This window comes from Persicobacter diffluens (genome assembly GCF_036244895.1).
Lineage (GTDB): Bacteria > Bacteroidota > Bacteroidia > Cytophagales > Cyclobacteriaceae > Persicobacter > Persicobacter diffluens.
The window spans coordinates 438,898-457,410 of the sequence record NZ_BQKE01000004.1 but is presented as its reverse complement, the minus strand read 5'-3'; the positions used below and the strand labels follow the sequence as shown (position 1 = coordinate 457,410).

General features: G+C 42.0%; 11 protein-coding genes. 2 read left to right on the top strand and 9 right to left on the bottom strand.

The genetic code is table 11. The annotated features are described in order from the left end of the window. The first annotated feature begins 135 nt into the window (after nt 1-135). Complete coding sequence (locus AAA970_RS23625) at nt 136-1,701, top strand: hypothetical protein (RefSeq protein ID WP_338239356.1); 1,566 nt, start codon at nt 136-138, stop codon at nt 1,699-1,701. A gap of 344 nt (nt 1,702-2,045) precedes the next feature. On the opposite strand, the gene AAA970_RS23620 is transcribed toward AAA970_RS23625, so the two are convergent. Further along, complete coding sequence (locus tag AAA970_RS23620; RefSeq protein ID WP_053404476.1) at nt 2,046-3,143, bottom strand: ISAs1 family transposase; 1,098 nt, start codon at nt 3,141-3,143, stop codon at nt 2,046-2,048. A gap of 404 nt (nt 3,144-3,547) precedes the next feature. On the opposite strand from AAA970_RS23620, the gene AAA970_RS23615 reads away from it, so the two are divergent. Continuing rightward, nucleotides 3,548-4,258 carry a PH domain-containing protein gene (locus tag AAA970_RS23615; RefSeq protein WP_479531371.1) on the top strand — a complete coding sequence of 237 codons (711 nt, stop codon included), beginning with the start codon at nt 3,548-3,550 and terminating at the stop codon, nt 4,256-4,258. A 715-nt stretch (nt 4,259-4,973) separates the two neighbouring features. Here the strand turns inward: AAA970_RS23615 and AAA970_RS23610 are convergent. The 8 genes from AAA970_RS23610 to AAA970_RS23575 form a co-directional block, all read right to left on the bottom strand. Beyond that, on the bottom strand, nt 4,974-6,269 hold the full coding sequence (locus AAA970_RS23610) for an IS1380 family transposase (protein ID WP_053403863.1): 1,296 nt from the start codon (nt 6,267-6,269) through the stop codon (nt 4,974-4,976). Between the two features lie 480 nt (nt 6,270-6,749). Next, nucleotides 6,750-9,353 (bottom strand): glycoside hydrolase family 2 TIM barrel-domain containing protein, encoded by a 2,604-nt coding sequence (locus tag AAA970_RS23605; protein WP_338239353.1) that lies wholly within the window; start codon nt 9,351-9,353, stop codon nt 6,750-6,752. A gap of 390 nt (nt 9,354-9,743) precedes the next feature. Continuing rightward, complete coding sequence (locus AAA970_RS23600) at nt 9,744-11,324, bottom strand: ATP-binding protein (RefSeq protein ID WP_338239352.1); 1,581 nt, start codon at nt 11,322-11,324, stop codon at nt 9,744-9,746. A 1,104-nt stretch (nt 11,325-12,428) separates the two neighbouring features. Continuing rightward, nucleotides 12,429-13,826, bottom strand: coding sequence for a sulfatase-like hydrolase/transferase (locus AAA970_RS23595; protein WP_338239351.1), 1,398 nt, complete (start codon nt 13,824-13,826; stop codon nt 12,429-12,431). Between the two features lie 491 nt (nt 13,827-14,317). Beyond that, nucleotides 14,318-14,965, bottom strand: a complete 648-nt coding sequence (locus tag AAA970_RS23590) for a bifunctional 4-hydroxy-2-oxoglutarate aldolase/2-dehydro-3-deoxy-phosphogluconate aldolase (RefSeq protein WP_060689997.1) — start codon at nt 14,963-14,965, stop codon at nt 14,318-14,320. Continuing rightward, nucleotides 14,958-15,908, bottom strand: coding sequence for a 2-dehydro-3-deoxygalactonokinase (locus tag AAA970_RS23585; protein WP_338239350.1), 951 nt, complete (start codon nt 15,906-15,908; stop codon nt 14,958-14,960). The genes AAA970_RS23590 and AAA970_RS23585 overlap by 8 nt, the downstream gene beginning before the upstream one ends. A gap of 1 nt (nt 15,909) precedes the next feature. Then, entirely contained in the window at nt 15,910-17,376 is a 1,467-nt protein-coding gene (locus AAA970_RS23580) for an aldehyde dehydrogenase family protein (protein WP_338239349.1), read from the bottom strand. Next, nucleotides 17,327-18,493 carry a mandelate racemase/muconate lactonizing enzyme family protein gene (locus AAA970_RS23575; RefSeq protein WP_338239348.1) on the bottom strand — a complete coding sequence of 389 codons (1,167 nt, stop codon included), beginning with the start codon at nt 18,491-18,493 and terminating at the stop codon, nt 17,327-17,329. Before AAA970_RS23575 ends, AAA970_RS23580 begins: the two co-directional genes overlap by 50 nt. Nucleotides 18,494-18,513 lie beyond the last annotated feature (20 nt).

Sequence of the window (18,513 nt, the reverse complement as noted above, 5' to 3'; positions counted from 1 at the left end):
AAAATAAACTGTAATTTTTAAAAGAATCCGGCTAGGCTTTCACGCAAACAGGTACCGGAACTGTATTCCCTCAAAGGCCTGAATACCTACGGTCTTTATAATTGATCTGCATTTTTTTACCCAAAATAAAATACTATGAAAACCCAAAAATTTATCCACCTTAATACGGTGAAGTCTCTGCTAATGAGCAGTCTTATCGCTCTCTTCTATTCCTGTAGCCCGCAGGAGGAAATGTTACTGAACGAGCAAACTAATGCAGAAGCATCGCTCCCTCTTTCCTCTACCCTTTCAGATGCATTCAATAGTTCCAATTTTTACAGCTCTCCCTCAGGAAATTTGCCAAAGCTAACATTTAATGGGAGTACCAGCGCTAGCCTAAACACCTTTATTAAAAACGCAAGCAATGACGGAGGAGCTGTTATTACCATTCCCAAAGCCACCTACAAATGGAATGATATCCTACTACAATCAAATGTGCATTTAGAGATTGAAGCCGGTACTATTATTCAACCAGAATCAAATTCAACGCGAAGAATTTTTAATCTGGGAGGAAATAGTTCAAATAATAGTAGAATTGAAAATGTAAGTATTGAGGGAGTAGGTGGAAGGTTTACAGTAGACATTTCTGACCCGGCTTTTACCAATAATAATTTAGTGGCTTTTCGTGTTGGAAGAGTAGATAATTTTAAATTATTTAGTTTTGATATTGAAGATCGCAGATCGTCAGTTGCCTCTATTTGTTTAGTTTATGTAGGCAATACAAATGAAACACGCCCTTGGGCAACAAACGGAGTGATTCAGGGCATCACTCAATATAATGCTCATACCGGCTATGGCTTAGTACAATGCTACAGTGCGGAAAATATTTTGTTTAAGAATATCATTTGTCATGGTGGTGTTACCTTAAGACTGGAAACAGATGACAAAGTGATGAAAGAAGAAATTAAATTTGGAGCTAAAGAAGCTGGAGTAGATCAAATATTCGCTTCCAATGTACGCTGCACTAACGGCATCAGCCCACTGATGTTCTCGCCTCATTTCATGAAAAACGGGAGCGTCACCGTTGACCGGGTAGTGGCCAATGGCTGTGCTTTTGCAGTAAGAGTTGAGCAGGGATTTGTGGAGCTTTTTGATGTGGATTATCAATTCAGCACCGCCAACAATACCGAACGGGATAAATTTAAAGCCTTTATTGAGAGCCAATTCAACCTTTCCAATGGTCAGTCTGCCACCTCCGGCAATCCTTACAAAAGAAATAACGGTACTCAATGGGCGGTTAGACTATCCGCAGCCGCCATTAATGCTCCCCGAAATGCATACGTCTCCAATCAGCTGGGGAACCTGATGGCCGGGGAATTTGCCACCTCTTACGTAAGTGACATCACCGCCAATTACCGGAATAATGGTGCCAAAATTAAACAGGCACACTTAGGCTATATTCCTTGCAGTGAATGGTCTCGACTATTAAATCCTACCACTTCCTTGGGGATGTTTAATGGTTTTGAATACCATGGCCCTTCTGTTGCTTTAAGTGTAGATAATACCAATGGCACTTCGAACAATGGCAACTATATCATCCAACTCAGTGGACAACAATTCAGTGGGTTCCCATCCGGTCATATTCAAAATATAAAAAACAATACCGGAAAGCTCTGTAATAATAATGTAAATTCAATCACAACTTATGTGGCGGAATTTTAATTGAAGCAGCTGAAAAGCGGACCGGGGCTGGCTATGTAAATGCCTTAGCCTGCAAAAAGCGTAAATCCGCTTATCATAAAATCATTAAAAAAGGATTCCCCTCAGGCCGGAATCCTTTTTCTTTTACCTGAACACCAACATCCGCCCCTCATTACCCTGATCAGGCCTGTTGGGTATTCGCAAAAACCAGCGGAGGAGCATAGCATGCCGATACTATCCTTATCCTCTCCCGCTAGGGCAAAATTTGCCCCAACAACAAAAGTCCCCCTTTTGAAAAAATCCTTATATTGCAAATGATAATTCTAAACCGCAGCATGAAAGCATTAGCCATTAGGGCAAACGCATCAGGAGATGATGGATATAAGGTAGTTATGATCCATTGAAGCCTTGTATCTCCTCTTTTTCTTACTGAGTTTATCATCCATTCTAGAAATTCTCTGCAGTGCGATTTTTCGGAGGATATTTAAGTTTTCAGCGGAATGATCCTTTCTGGCTCTACAAGCATCCTCATTAAATGTCACATCCAAATGCCAGTGCAGTTGATTCTCTATGCTCCAATGTCCTCTTGCCAATAAATTGTAGTATTTTGGATCTGAAATTTCTTCAGAACTCATGTAGAATCTAACCTGCTTACTTTCCTTCCCTTTAACATTTCGATTACTCTCAATCTTAACAATAGTTTTTAGCCCTTCCCAACCAGTTAATTGCTCCTCTTCCGGCAAAGATGCCATTGAAATTATAGTGCATTTACGTTCTTCTTTTCTTCCATGCCCTTCTTCAATCATTAAGTCAAATTTGCTAGGATTGTGGAAGCGGAATGCATCTTCAACAATCTGATAACTGTTCCTCTGGTTTTTTTTAAGCGAAAGAAAGTATTGAGCATCACAATCTTGTGTTATTTTTTGAGCAATCTCCCTTTGACACCCTATCGCATCAATACTCACCGTAGCGCCGGCCAATTCTATGCTATCAAGTAATTCAGGAATGGCTGTAATTTCGTTGCTTTTATTTTTAACCTTTTGTTGGCCTATGCAAATATTATTTTCACCAACCCAAGCACTTAATATGTATAAACCTTTATTCCCTTTTTGATTTGGAGAAACTCCCCTTAATTTTTTCCCATCTAAAATCACCTGCTTTTCATTTACAACGTCCAGTAATTGTTGCCCATCTTCTTTGAGACTATTCAGCAATGAGTCTGGTCGTAATCTTTGTAGAACTCGATTAAAGGTATCATGAGAGGGGATACCATTCGATAAATCAAGGCACTCGGCTAGCCATTCATAATTTTGCTCTCCGAAAATTACCATATCTTCAAAATCTTCGCCATTACAAATCATTGTTGCTAAGGCGATAAAAAGGATATTTTCTAATGGATGAAGACATCTCCACTCTTGGCGAGGGTCTTCTACTCCTGAAAAAATAGTCGTGGGTGTATTCATAGGGCAAAAATAAACCAATTTCTCAATAGTTTTTAACTTGATGCGTTTGCCCTACATCGGAATGGTTTATCGAGTGACTGTAATCTCCAACCAAATGGGTACCACCCTTCCAATCGAAAAGGGTACCATTTGAAGTAAAATAAATAGGCTAAAAGCCCATGGTTGTTTTCAATAAATTATGCCTGTTGTGTAAGATTCATTGCCTCTCCTAATCGATAAGGATGCCCTTCCCTATCGCAGTCTCTTTGATTAGGAGTGGAACCTCTGTAATTGGTGGTTGTATCGGAAGCTATGAGCAGTGTTGCGGATTGAGCTATTAAAATATTAAATTGAAACTCTAAGACTAACCTCTTGCTACCCGCCGGCTTTTTTAGCACCTTGTCAACAGCCTAAGTAATCACATTATGAACAACATGATACAGACCTATAAAATCACCTTGAAAAGGAATCTTAAGATGCTTCAATATGCAGGATTTCTTTTGGTTTCACTGTTGATTCTAATATTGATAATGGCTAATAGTCAGGGAGTCTTTTTTGTTTACGATTCAAGCTTTGTAGTGATATTTTTTGTCTTTGAAATTCCGGCCATCATACTTCATGTCGAATATTTTATCGAAAACTATCAAACGGAATTGACGATTGATTATAAAGCAAGGACGATTCGCATAAAAAATCGCAATAAGTCATATGCCTATGATTTTGAAGATATTATGATATCAAAACTTTATAAATCTATTTACTATAAATATGAAACCGATAATAACCGTAGATGGAAAACGCCCTTTTCGGATTATGGTTATTGGTTTGTAAGATTCAAAGATGATAGAAGGTTTTATTTCACATCATTAATGATTGATACATCTGCAAAACCTTTAATAGGAGGAGCCGAGGTTAAATACCCTTTATTCCCATTAATTAAAAGAAACGAATTGACAGATGATGAAATAGAACATCGATTCGAATCTAAAGTAAAAAGCTATATGGATAAAAATCAGCATTTGACAATTCATGAGCTTTCCAACAGAATAAAAATGAAAGGTTCATTTAAGAGGGAGGTAAATGAGGCATTATCCCGATTGAAGAGTGTAAAGGAGGAGGATATTGGGGCTAAATAGCGATGATGAATTAGGAAGTGGGCAGGTCAAAATTTTTAAAGATATAACAAATAATAAATGACTTCCTCTGTACTTTGGCACCTGTCTAAGACTAGCTCGTCGAAAATTCAAAAAAAAAAGCGATTCCTGAAAAAAGGTTAAATTTGAGTATCTAATCCATCATTCAACCTTACCAGAATCGCCTTAAATAATAAAAACAGGAAACATTATCCTAAAAAGAAAAATACCATAACGATTCCTATTGCGGTGTGGCGCAAACTCAAAGTAAAAGTCAAGCGATTAGAGGCTCGTGAGGGGCAGCGGGTGAAAAAGGATATCCAAAAAAGACCAAAAACTTTTCAGCATTTGGAGGGCAAAAAAACAAAAACCACTGTTTCTGGCTATTTCGGTTCGAATCTGCGAGGTTTAGAGTATTCGGTTCCAGGCCTACATGAAAATTCCACGTTAACTCGTGTGTATTCCAAATTATTACAGGGCCTTGTAGAATTAGCCCGAATTATTCATACCCTTTATATCTAAAGAGATTTTGGTAGTGTATTTCCTGATATCTTTAACAAATGGAGTGGCACTTAAAATGATGAGGTGTATTATTTATTTATTCGGCTTTCAATAGCGAGATTTTAAGGCCAAAATACCAATTTGATGCTTGAAATAGCAGATTAGAGTGATTTGGACGGACCTCTTCCATGAAATTGGATTGTTTTTGCGAATAAATCTATTGCAGTAGTTCTAAAAATAATTTTTGTTGTGGAAATGCCTTGGAGAAGCTATAATATACTCGTCTAACCGTCGATTTTATCGTCCCACCAATTTTTAATAGGCACAGGCGAATCGTATCCACTTGCCATTTTTTTGCCCATTCATGCTTTGTCTGACTTATTTCTTTTTTTATTAACCTAAAAATTTCATAAGCCATCGACGATAGAATTAATCTGAAAAAGTTCGGCCAAAAAAAATGATTGGACAACCTATCGGCGAAACACATATTTTTCACTTCTTTTATCCTGTTTTCGCTGCTTTCTCCCCGTTTAACATAGAAGCCAAAATATATATCTCGTACACTTGCCTCATCCATATTACTGATTACAAATCGAGTGTTAAGTCCCTTTCCGGTCCATTCGACTTTAGCTATGCAATTTTGTTCTTGTTCCCAGGTTTGAGCCTGATATTGGAAATTAAAAAAGTGCTGATGTTTTTCGGAGCCATCTTCAAAAATATGACGCACAGCGCTTTGTACCTTCTCTGCTTTAGCCTTTAATATTGAATTACTGGCAATACCAATAGTATACTTCAAATTACATTCATTGGCTAATTTATAAAATGGAGCACAGCTAAACCCAGCATCTGCGCGAATGACAATTTCTATCTCGGGATAATGTGATCGTATTTTTTTAACTAACCTTTTTAAGATCGCGACAAACCAACGATTTGAATGACTATTGCCTGGACGTAATACTGGTAGAACTATTTGTCCTGTTTCCCCATCATGGACAAATAATTGATGATACATATGGTGCCCGTAATAGCCATTGAATAAGGCTAATTGCTGGTGCCCATGTGTTTTATCGTCTGTTCCATCAAAATCTAAAATGATTTTTTTCCTCCCTCTGAGTGAGTTAATGTAATGACTGACAAAGCTTTCACATAGCGAATAGATAACTTTTCGATCAACGCTCATCTCAAATCGGGATAGTGTTGGCTGAGAGGCAAGAGAACCATTTAAAATACTGGAAATCACGGGATCATTTTTTAAATAATTCACATCATTACAGTCCTGATATCCTAAGACTAAGCCGAAAATCCTCTGTTTGAACAAATCAACGGCTTTATGATGAATCAAACTTTGATTTCGGCTATCAATGTAAGCCTTACTTATTTCATTTATATAACCGAATTTCTTTTCTATTTTCTCCAATAGAACAACTCCTCCATCAGAAGTCATTTCATCACCATGAAAATCAACGAAAACGGCTTTACTCTTTTGATAAAATACTGTATTTTGATTGCTCATATTTGGGCTATAAATCGATGCTATATTTTTGATTTAACTAATTGTAATATAGTGATTTATAGCTTTTTTTGTGTGTTTTGTATGAATAATTCGGGTTAGGTATTGATTGCATTGCCCGGAGAACGAAATCTCGAAAGCTGCTCATATTGGCTCACTCAAGCTGTATGAATTTAAGGTGAGTTGGTGAAGATTGTGGATTCTACTCCCGTGGCTAACATTATCACCTTAAGCCACCACGATTTTATGAAAACAAGCACGGACTTTTAGCCCATTAGTTTAAATTTTATAAGTGCCCTTTTCGATTTGAAAAGTGATACCCATTTGGTTGGGGATTTAATAATTCGTAATCGAACCTGCAATACATCAAATTTTCGCCGCAAATTTTGGGCTTTAAACCCACTCTAAGCCTTAAGCATTATGTAAAATAAAAAAATCTGCCCCCAATAATGAGGCAGATCCCAACAATGATTTGATTAGAAATTATAACCTTAAACCCGCCATAGGCTTGAAGGGAATCTCTACAAAATCCGACAATAGTTTACCATCGGCGGATTTAGCTCTTACTCGAATAGTCGTTGGCTGATCCGTTGCCTGCACGGCCAGCAAACACTGTCCGAAATGGGTGGAGACCGTTTTGCTCTTAAAATTTTTCAGTTTGGCAGTATCCCCGCAATCCGTGCCCAGGAAAGTATGGGCTCCTTCGATTTCGAAAGTAACCTCTTCTTCCTGATATTTCACCTCACGGCCTTTTTTATCGACCAATTGAGCCACAAAATGCACTACATCGGTATTATTGGCGGTCAATGTTTTCTGGTCCGGGCTTAGACGAATAGCCACAGGCCCACCGGCGGTTTCCAATTGCATGCTGGCTTTCTTTCCATTTTTCAGTCCTTTCGCCATTAGCTTGCCGGCTTTATAGTCTGTTGCCCATTTGTAGGTATAGTCTTCCTGATCTTTCAGGTATTGTTTGCCCAGTGATTTTCCATTCTGGAAGAGTTCAATCTCCTCACAATTGGAGTACAGTTCCACTATCACTTTCTGGCCTTTTTCATAATTCCAGTACGGGTTCACCTCCTGCCATTCTCTCGGTGCCATTTTCCAATATCCTTTCTGCTTTTCCACGACCTTTCCATCCGGATTTTTGCTATATATGGACTTTTCTTCAGTCTGGGAATACATACTGATTACCGGAATATCATCCCGCCAAAGTGCTTTAAACATATAGTAGGAACCCCTCGGAAAACCTGCAATATCCAGAGGACCATGAGGAGTTACCTTCACAGGCCAATGATTCGCCCGGCACTCTCCCATATAATCCACCCCGGTCCACAGGAACAAGCCTGAAATAAAATCCCGCTCAATGACCGCTTTCCACTCATACCAACGCGGCACATTTTCAGTGCCCATCATCACCTTGTCCGGATAAGTTTCCTTAAAGTAGTCATATTTATGGGGTTTATAACTATAGCCAACCACATCCAGCACATCCGTATAGCCGGTCTCAAAACTGGAAGTAGGCAAAATACAATTGGCTGTAACCGGGCGGCTGGTGTCCATTTCTCTGGTCCAGTCTGCTAGTTTGGCCGCCGTCTCCCCGATATTGAAGGTTTGCTCCGGAAAGTCAGCCCAGAAAGCCCTGACTTCCTCCGGTTTGTGAGGTGGAATTTCCGTGCGCCAAAGCGTCCAGTCTATTTTATCATCTTTATTGGTTTCTTTAAAGATACCGGTCGCACCGCGATTCCCGGGATAGGTCCATTCTATTTCATTTCCGATACTCCACTGGAAAATACTGGGGTGATTTCTACTGGAAAGCATGACATTTTTCAAATCCGTTTCTGCCCATTTCTGGAAATGCTCCGAATGCCCGCGAGTGATATAATCGACTTCCTTATCATGCATATTGTAGCGCTTATCCTTAGGCAAATCCCACTCATCATAAAACTCATTTTGCACCAAAAAGCCCATTTCATCACAAAGGTCCAGGAACTCATCCGAAGCAGGATTATGTGAGCTGCGAATGGCATTACAACCCATCTCTTTCAACATGGCCAGTCTTCGACGCCAAACATCCTTGGGTACCGCTGTCCCCACCAAACCGGCATCATGGTGCAGGCAAACCCCTTTAATTTTCATATTCTCTCCATTCAGGAAGAAGCCTTTGTCCTTATCAAAATGAATAGAACGCAGGCCAAAAGTGGTCAGCCTTTCCTGCTTTTCCATACCGGAAGCAAGAATATAAGATTTTGCCTGATAAAGTTGAGGATTATCCACGCCCCACAATGCCGGACTATTTAAAGTTCCTCTTTGTTGCAGGCTGATTTTGTCCCCTGCCGCAATGGTGAAATCCGAAGTCAAACTGCTAACCTTCTTTCCATCCGGCGCATAGATATCCGTTACCAACTGGCCGGATTTATCTTGATTATAGCTATTCTCCAACTCAATTTGGAAATTCAAATTGGCCGTTTTCTTTGTAGGAACATCAGCGGTGACAAAAGTTCCCCATACCGGAATATGTAACTTATCCGTGACGAGCAGTTCTACATTCCGGTAAATCCCGGAACCGGTGTACCAACGGGAATCCGCATAGCGACTATGATCCACTCTGACGGAAATCCGGTTCTCCTCCCCTTCCGGGGCAAGCAAATCGGTCAGGTCGTAATATATCGGCGCATACCCATAAGGGTGATTCCCTAGTCGCATCCCATTGATCCAAAATTCTGCATTATTGTATACGCCGTCGAAAATGATATAACACTTTTCATTCTTGTTAATCGGCGTATTAAAAATTTTGGAATACCAACCGATACCACCGGGCATAAAAGCCGTACAACCTTCCAATTCCGGAGAGAAATCAAAATCGATGCTCCAGTCATGTGGAAGATTTACTGAAGTCCAGTGCGTTGGTGAATAAGTGGTAAAAGCAAATTCTGCAGAATCAGCCAGGTTAAATAACCAGTCCTCATTAAAATGCTGAGGATTTCCTTTTTGGGAAAAGGCCTGCAGGTTAGCATTAAGTAATAAAAAACATAACACTCCCCAAATACCTCTGGGAAAGTGCTTCAATAGTTGGATTGGAAAAACCATTTTAAAAGTCGAGCTAAAAAGAAAAAAATTACTCAACAAATAAAATGTAAAATTCACAAATTATATGTTTGTTTTTTAGCCTATAGTAGATGGATATTATCGGAATAAATCAAACACCGATGGCATAAGCCGAATTATTCACCGCTAAATTTAGTGACTCGCCTTAAATTGCTTATTGTCAATTCATTACTCTCACGCTAACTAATTTTTTTGAAACTATTCCTTCATTTTTTCCGCCTTACAACTAAAGGAGGATAAAAGCATGAGTAATCCGGGATAAACCACTGTTCTCCATCTCTTTTGAAGAAGACCAATCAGTGCAGTTCAACCGCTTACCTCAGACCGATTTCTTGCACACATTACAGATAGGCTTTATCCCTATTTACTTCTTCAGGAATTCCAGTCCAGGACCTCAAAATGGTTCAAATTACGATCCTGCTCGCTAAAGTGCATCCCCAGCAAAACCACCGACCGACCATCATTTAAATAAGGTTGATAATATTGCTGATCTATAATTTGTTGTATGGCTTCCCCTTGTTCATTTTCCCTGGGTTTTGAAGGCGTAACCTTAAACTCCACTATGTAAATATGAGTTGGCGTTTCCATGACCATATCTATTCTCCCCTGACTTGTGGGCTGCTCGGTATAAGTTTTTAAACCCAGCCCCAAAAGATAACAATACATCACGGAAGCATAATATCCCTCAAATTTTTGTAGGTTATTTTGTACAAAATTATTGTAAGGAATGGCTGCAAACATACTTCGGATCGAATGTTCGAAAGCCACCATATCATGATTAAATATGGCCCGAAGTGCATTTTGCTGTTGATGTTGAGCATTTTGCTGAAGATGGGTCAGGCTAGTCAAAAACAACGCATTCAGTGAACGCTGCACTTCACGATTAGGGGTAGAAAGCACAAAGCTCTGCCCTCCAAAGGGTTCCTCGATAGTTTCCACGATGGTAAGATAGCCTGTCTGCCAAAGCAAAGAGACCAAATTCAGATTTTTAAGAGAAAAATGGTGAAGCTCCTCAGCCGGCAGTTCCAAATGTCCCAACTGCTGTGGATGGTACTCTCCTTTTTCAAATAATCGCGCCAGAAAAGAGGGGGTTCCGGTTTGCCACCAATAATTTTGGAAACTTCCTTCTTTCTTCAAAAAGAGTAAAATATCAAAGGGATTGTATACTGAATCACCCAGATAATTATAGCCATTGTACCAGAGCTTTACCAACTCCATATCATAAGGCTCAAAGTAATCACCAAATCCCTGCTCCAGCTCGCCCTGAGTAAATCCACAAATAGAGGAATAGGCCGGATCCAGCGAAATATCTTCGAAATTATTGGCGCCACTGAACAAGCCCATACCAGTAAATTTAGTGATGCCTGTCATAAAGCAAAAACGGATATAATCATCCGAAGCTTTAATGGCACTATAAAACCCTCTTAATTCATCCATGGCTTGGGAAGCAAGTTGGCCTTCCCTGTTTAAAGTATCCTGAATCGCCTTATCATATTCGTCTACGATAATGACAACCTGCTTTTGATACTTTTCAAAAAGCTGAAATATTAAGGACTTAAAAACACTGGCCTGATCAGGTCCCTCTTCTAATTGAATCTGATGAAGTTGGGCATTTTCTTTTAATACAAATTGCAATTTATTCTTTACGGCCTGCAAATTGCTATAATTAGTCGCACTCATGTCCAGCCGAATGACCGGATGAGTGACGGACCAATCCCAGTGGTTTTCAATAAATAAATTGTTAAACAGGTCATTTTTACCGCTAAACAGGGCTTCCATAGTTGAACAAAGCATGGATTTCCCGAATCGCCGAGGTCGTGAAAGAAAGTAATAGCCCCGGTTTTGGGCAAGTTTGTAAATAAGGTCTGTCTTATCCACATACAAATAATCCTCTTTCCTGATGTTGGAAAAAGATTGTAATCCTATCGGTAATGCCTTTTTAAGTTGACCCATTTTTTACTCGTTTCACTAACAAAGATAATAATAGGACGCAGCTTTTTCATAAAGATAGTGGATCTTCCCTTGATATTTTTCAAAACGGGCTGTGACTCCCCCGCTCTCTCTCATTATCTGATAAAAAACTAAATAAATATCAAGGCTTTGATCTCTTCCGGAGGCCATCAAACCATTGTGACCATCAAAGCCCTAAGCCGAATTATTCACCGCTAAACTTACCAACTAAGTTTAATCAACTAAATTTCAGGTTTTTATAATCTACTTTCTTTGATTTATTATAGCCCAATATTTAATCATCAAACGTTTCTTTTTCATTTTTTCTTGATAAAAAACGAAACAAAAAATCAAGGCTGTGATCAATGTCGGCGGGACAACGAACCTGCTGGCGGAATCCATCAAGGCGACATTTGGACAGGGTGGAGACTGGTAAAATCTTGAAGAAATGTCGCTGTGATGCCTTCTGGTCGCCACCAGAACCCTTGCCTAACCGCCCATTGATCAAGGCCGATTATTGTAATGGAAGGTTTCGTAGTTACCTTCATTCTAAAAATCATTCGTGGCATTCATGGCATTGTGGCAAAAAATCTTCTTTCCAACTTCTCATCCAAAACAAGTAAAATAAAAAATTAAGCAAGACGGATCGTTGTGATCGTAAGTTTCCACAGCAAAGCGCATTAGTCAATCCACCTTCAAAATAATTCGTGTGACTTGGAGCAATTCAGGTTTAAAAGTCCTCTCCATCACCCCAAACTTTACAAAATTCCTTTTCATTTTTTCTTGATAAAAAACGACAAAAAAAATCAAGGTCGGATTGTTGAAGCGGAAGATTTTATATTATGAAGTCAATGCTAAAAAGATAGAAAGCTAACCCATAAACTAGCGCTCAAATCAAATAGACGCTCATTGGGAACCAGATCATTCCTATAATTTTCCCAATTGTAGTTTTATGAAAAAGCCGTGACCCATTATTAGAATCCAAAAATGTTGCATTTGAAATCATCATTCAGGGTATAAGGAAATTATAGAACAAAAAAAGCCTTAGGTGAACGCAATCGCTTCCCTAAGGCTGTAATCATTATATCAAGATGATCGTTACTGGTGCTATTTAAGATGGTATTTATCCATACGTTCGAGATCATACACATCCCACTTGCGGTCGATGATCCACAGTGGTGCAGGATGATGTCTTTCCCACTCCCATATTTTCTTATACATTTTCCTCACCTTATCCGGATAAGTCAATGCCAGGTCATTGGTTTCGGAAATATCCTCGGCAATATTGTACAATTCTGCCGGACGATCTGCATAGCGGATCAGTTTCCAGTCCCCTTCACGGAAAGCAGCACGCTCGGCTTTTTTCCAGTACAACTCATCGTGAGGGGCATTTGGTGTAACGGCATTCACAAAGGGCTTGAGGTCTTTACCATCCATGATCTTGTAATCTTGGGCTTTCAAACCGGCAGCTTTCAGGAAAGTTGGACCGAAATCAAGGGTAGAAACCGGCTGATCATAGGTTAAACCAGCGGGGAAGCCTGCTGGCCAAGTCATGAAAAACGGAACTCGAATGCCTCCCTCCAGGTAATTGGATTTGGTACCGCTCAAAGGCAGATTGCAGGACGCATTTTTATCCGTTGGACCGCCGTTATCCGAAACAAAGGCGATAATGGTATTGTCACTTAAACCCAACTCTTCCAGTTTATTGAAGATCGTTCCACAAGCACGGTCCAGGGCAAGGGTCATACCCGCGAGGACTTTACGCTTACCGTTCAGTTCCGGAAATTGAGCCGTATCCTCCGGCAAATATTCCAATGGTGTATGCACCGCATTGAAGGATACGATTTCGAAAAAAGGACCTTCTTTATGTTTTTCGATAAATTTGGCTGCTTCATCCCCTAAAAGATCCGTCATATAATATTCCGGTTCTTTAAATTTCTTATAGCCCCACTCCATTCGCTTATACTTCATATGGGGCTTCTTCAATTCTTTTTCCGGATAGGCAAAATAACTCCGACTACCATCACGGAAACCGATAAACTCGTCAAAACCACGCTTAGTCGGGTGGAACTGATCGCCATCACCCAAATGCCATTTACCGAAAAATCCGGTGGCATAACCTGCTTCTTTTAAATAGTTGGCCAAAGTTTTTTCACTTTCCGGCAAGCCCATATTCTCTCCCTTGAGGGCGGAGTTTTTATCCATATATCCGATGATATTGATCTGCTCGTAGCCGAAACGCTGCTGATAGCGACCGGTGATAATCCCGGCACGGGAAGGCGCACAAACGGCTGAAGTCACATAGCCCTCTGCGAAACGCACTCCGGAAGCACAAGCTTTATCCAGATGAGGTGTTTTCATGATCTTACTCCCCTGGAAGCCGAAGTCAGCAAAGCCTGCATCATCACAGATGATCAGTACGATATTGGGCTTTTTTTCCGCCCGGGCACTGAAGCATAGCGGTAAAAATAATAAAGCCAGAAAAAATCTTACAACGTTTTTCATACATCTAATAATTAACCTAATTCCACTACTAATTTGAGAAAAAATTACCGAAAATTATGAGTGAATTTTACGCCCTACTTCATCAAAATTGACCGAAAATACACCGATCCTGGAATTATTATTTTGACCCACTATTATCCAGAAACATTAATCAACCTGTCAGTTTCTGAAACCAAAAATTCTAGTCAAAAATAAAGCCCTGTGCAACAGTCACACAGGGCCCAAACATATCACAAAATTAGTATCTAATGATTATTAGAATAAACAACAGTGTCTTTTAATCAATATTTTTCTGATTGGAAGTAAAATGTGCTTTCCAAGGCTGAAAACTTCCACAAAGCTTTCGGGCCAGGGATGAAGGCGGAGGCGGCAGCCGTTTGTGGAGCTCTTTACCGGCGGACCTTAAAAACGAAAACAGCAAAGATTTTCCGCCGGTAAAAGCGACCGCCGCCAGCCCGGCTGCGCTTGCGCAGGGCCCCCGAATACTTCTACTACACCGGTTGTGGCAAGGCTATTTTTGTGGCGGCCACTATCTTGTCGAAATGCTGACGCAATTCGGCTTCTTTGCCTTCCACCATTAAGTCTTTGGGCAATAAGGAAGAACCCATTCCCACGCCTACGGCACCCACCTTCAGGAAGTCCGTGATGTTGTCTGCGGTTACGCCACCAGTGGGCAATAATTTGATGGTATTCAAAGGCGCCAGAATGTCTTTGATAAAGGTGGTGCCCAACTGCGTAGCCGGGAATACTTTTACGGCATTGGCGCCCAGTGTCCAGGCTTTATAAATCTCAGTCGGGGAATAGGCGCCCGGAAATACGGGTACCTGATTCGCCACACAGGTCGCGATGACTTCCTCATTCATAATGGGCGTCACGATGAATTGGGCACCGGCCTGCAAAGCACTTTCCAGATCTTCCAGTGTACAGACCGTGCCGGCACCGACATTCATTTCCGGATAACGCTCACTCATGTCGGCAATCAGCTCTAAAGCGGAAGGCGTATTCATGGTGACCTCCAGGGTGCTCAGGCCAGCGGCCAGATAAACGGGCACGAGGCGGTCAATAGTGGCCTGATCCAGATTTCTTACAATTCCCACCACCGGGCAGGCATTGAATTTTTCCCAGTGAAATTTACTCATAAGTTGCTAAAATTTTTCGTTGGCCTAAAAGGAAGGCATGTTCAAATTGTGCGGCGGTGATGAAGGTCAGGCGTTGCTGATCTTCCACTATGGTGGTCAGCGCCAGACGGTAAAGCTGCTCTAGTATGCCGGAGGCTGCCACCGCAATGGCCTGCTTTTCCTGCTGGAGATAGCGCAGCTCTTCGCCGATCAACAAACCACTCAGGAAGTAGAAGTTCTCTGTTGCGGTGGTCTTTTGCAGAAGATCCAACGCGCGAATGGAGAATAAGGAAGCACTGCTTTGTCCTTCGGCCGCTTTGGCGACTCCTCTCAAAAATGCGGTGCGGGCCTTTTCGTCAAAATCTCCGGCTTTTACCGAAGCGGAAAGAATACTTTTGGTGCTGATCAGGTCAAATAACTCCCCGGTCATAAAGGTTTTGAAACGGGTGAAATGGCCGGCTTCAAAACTCATATGTTTACTGTGGGTTCCGGGTAAAAGTAAAACGCCATGATCTTTCACATTCAGCACATCTGCCAGTCCTACGGCCTGAATTTCTTCCCCCCGCATCACCCCGGCATCATCATGTACGCCGGAGACCAGAATCAGCTGCAATCGCTCATTCAAAGGCAAAGCTTCGCGGTAAAGGGTTTCTCCCGAGGCCGCAAAAGGTGCGGCCACATAGGGTAATTCCTTCAGGCCAAGGGTGGAAGTAACCATGCCGGAAGCCACCACCTGATAAGCGGTTTCATTGCCGACCAGTTTTTCAATTTCCTGAATAAGGTACTGGGAGAAAAATTCAGTCTGTGACTGTTCGTTTTGCTGGCGGAAGTCCTGATTCAGGGACTTCACGCCAACATTACTTTTTCTTTCCTGCAGCACCTCCAGCGAATTTTTATCGACCAGTCGGAGGCGCAGATTACTCGTGCCCCAATCGCAACTGATAAAATGCTCAGGCTGCTGCATATTATAATTTTTTAGTGATTCTTTTCTTCTGCAGATAATCATCCAATGCCATGAAAGAGCAATCCATGCTGATGCCGGCATCTTTCACCCCGATGTGTGGCAAATAGATATCGTACTTCACGCCATTGATCTGCACTTCCCCGAATTCCAAAGCCATGGCCATTTCCTGCTGTAAAGCTTCGTCTTCGGTGAAAACATAAGAAGCCAGACCGGCATCCACGGAGTTGGCATATTTGATCACCTCTTCCTTGGTTTCGAAAGCACAAATCAGGGCTACCGGACCAAAGATTTCGTTCTGCAATACGGCTGCTTCGGGATTATCCAAAACAATTACCGTTGGTGGATAATAATAGCCCGGACCTTCCAGAGGAGCCCCACCATGCAATATTTTTCCGCCTTCCGCTACGGCCTGCTCTACAATGGCATGCACACTCTCCACGGAAGCTTTATTGGCCAAAGGCCCCATATCCGGCTGGTTTTCCCGTCCGTGGCCTACTTTCATGCTTTGTGCCTTGGCTACCATGCCTTCAACGAAAGCGTCAAACCTGGATTTGTGAATATAGAAACGATTCGGTGCCACACAGATCTGTCCGGAATTTCCAAACTTCACCCCGCCTCCAATGGCCAGTGCTTCGTCCATATCGGCATCTTCAAACACGATGAAAGGCGCATTGCCCCCGCACTCCATGCTGAAACGCTTGATGGAAGTCTGGCTACTCTGAACAATCAGGTTCTGTGCTGTACGGGTGGAACCGATCATGGTGATCAATTGCGGAATTTTAGATTCACACAACGGAATGCCCACATTCTGACGATTTCCGCAAAGCACATTGATCACCCCTTTCGGGAAACCAATTTCATGGGCAATCTCCCCGATCAGACAGGCTGAAATCGCGGAAGACTCCGAAGGCTTCATGATGATACTACAACCTGCGGCCAAAGCCGGACCTAATTTAAAGCCCATGTTCAGCAGTGGGAAATTGTAAGCCAAAAAGGCCACTACAACCCCCAATGGCTGCGACACGATTTCGTGCTGATGGGTGCCCTCTTTATCGGCGATTTCAAAGGACTTGCGGGAAGAGATTTCGTCTGCATAAAACTGCAGCGCATTGGTGATACTCACCAAATCTTCCTCTGAACCTTCCCATGTTTTACCCATTTCATCCATAATGGCGGTACGTAGCTCATCACCACGCTCCAGAATGCGGGTACGCAATTTCAGCATCCACTCCACCCGCTCTGCTACCGGCAATTTTGACCAGTAAGCAAAGCCTTCCTTTGCGGCCTGCAAAGTGGCTTCCGTATCGCTTTTTTGCGCCCAGGAAATGGTGGCAATCGGTTCCTCTGTGGCCGGAGACAACAATTGATAGGTTGCTCCACCGGTGGCAGGAACTAATTCCCCATTGATATATAAGTTTTTATGCGCGTACTTCAAACTCGCCGCTGATGGTTGTGTTGTTGCTTGCATATTTTTCTAAAAATTCCTGATTAACATCTACTCCTAAACCTGGTGCGTCCGGCACCGGTATAAAGCCATTATCAAATTTTAAAGAATGATTTACTACATCATCCCGCAGTGGATTTTCCGTCCGGTCCAGTTCGATCATCGGACATTCCCGGTTCATACGTCCCGGGTTCTGATCCAGGTTCCCGACCAGGTGTACAGCTGCACTGATGGCAATCCAGGTACCCCAGGAGTGAGGAACGATATCTTTATGATAAGCCTGGGCCAGGGTGGCGATGCGCTTCACTTCTGTCAATCCGCCTGTTGCGCAAATGTCCGGCTGTGCAATATCCACACAATCATTCTCGAACAATCGGCGGAATCCGTGTCGCAGGTATTCACATTCCCCTCCGGCAATCGGGATGCTGGTATTTTCTCTCAGCTTTTTATATCCATTATAATCATCCGGAGCAACAGGCTCTTCAAACCAGCCGATATTTAAATGCTCAATCTGGCGGCAAAGTTCATAAGCCTCCCGGTAATTATACCCATGGTTGGCGTCAATCATCAGGCGTACATCCTCTCCCAACGCTTTGGACAGGAAGTTGACCCAGTAAACATCTTTTTCCAAACCAAGGCCCACCTTCATCTTCGCCGCCTTGAAGCCTTGTTGTTTATACAATTCGGCTTCCTTGATGAAATCTTCCTCCATCGTTGGTGCATCAGTGAAATAAAAGCCGGTGGCATAAGGCTGAATCACCGGGTTTTTCACCCCACCCAAAAGCACGGATACCGGCTGATTCAAAACTTTGCCCTTCACATCCCATAGGGCCACATCAATAGCTGCGATTGCGGCCTGGAAAATGCCACTCCGGCCGAAATCCAGGGAACGCAGGTACATGATCTGCCAGATGGTTTCCGTCTCCAGTGCATTCTGTCCAAGAATATGAGGTTTAAAGAATTCGATTCCGGCTTTTATCACATCTGCCGGACCGTATCCTTCCCCCCAGCCATAAGTACCATCTTCCAGGGTTACTTTTACCAGACATATTTTACGACTGGCATAATGCCACTGAGAAAAATAAAATGGATTTTCTAGCTCCTGTTCAATCACCCAGGGCTGTATATCAACAATCTTCATCGCTTTCCGCTTTCCTATTT

Excerpts from the sequence above, each read along its gene's own strand:
- AAA970_RS23625 (WP_338239356.1), top strand. The coding sequence starts at position 136 with ATGAAAACCCAAAAATTTATCCACCTTAATACGGTGAAGTCTCTGCTA.
- AAA970_RS23620 (WP_053404476.1), bottom strand. The coding sequence starts at position 3,143 with ATGAATACACCCACGACTATTTTTTCAGGAGTAGAAGACCCTCGCCAA.
- AAA970_RS23615 (WP_479531371.1), top strand. The coding sequence starts at position 3,548 with ATGAACAACATGATACAGACCTATAAAATCACCTTGAAAAGGAATCTT.
- AAA970_RS23610 (WP_053403863.1), bottom strand. The coding sequence starts at position 6,269 with ATGAGCAATCAAAATACAGTATTTTATCAAAAGAGTAAAGCCGTTTTC.
- AAA970_RS23605 (WP_338239353.1), bottom strand. The coding sequence starts at position 9,353 with ATGGTTTTTCCAATCCAACTATTGAAGCACTTTCCCAGAGGTATTTGG.
- AAA970_RS23600 (WP_338239352.1), bottom strand. The coding sequence starts at position 11,324 with ATGGGTCAACTTAAAAAGGCATTACCGATAGGATTACAATCTTTTTCC.
- AAA970_RS23595 (WP_338239351.1), bottom strand. The coding sequence starts at position 13,826 with ATGAAAAACGTTGTAAGATTTTTTCTGGCTTTATTATTTTTACCGCTA.
- AAA970_RS23590 (WP_060689997.1), bottom strand. The coding sequence starts at position 14,965 with ATGAGTAAATTTCACTGGGAAAAATTCAATGCCTGCCCGGTGGTGGGA.
- AAA970_RS23585 (WP_338239350.1), bottom strand. The coding sequence starts at position 15,908 with ATGCAGCAGCCTGAGCATTTTATCAGTTGCGATTGGGGCACGAGTAAT.
- AAA970_RS23580 (WP_338239349.1), bottom strand. The coding sequence starts at position 17,376 with ATGCAAGCAACAACACAACCATCAGCGGCGAGTTTGAAGTACGCGCAT.
- AAA970_RS23575 (WP_338239348.1), bottom strand. The coding sequence starts at position 18,493 with ATGAAGATTGTTGATATACAGCCCTGGGTGATTGAACAGGAGCTAGAA.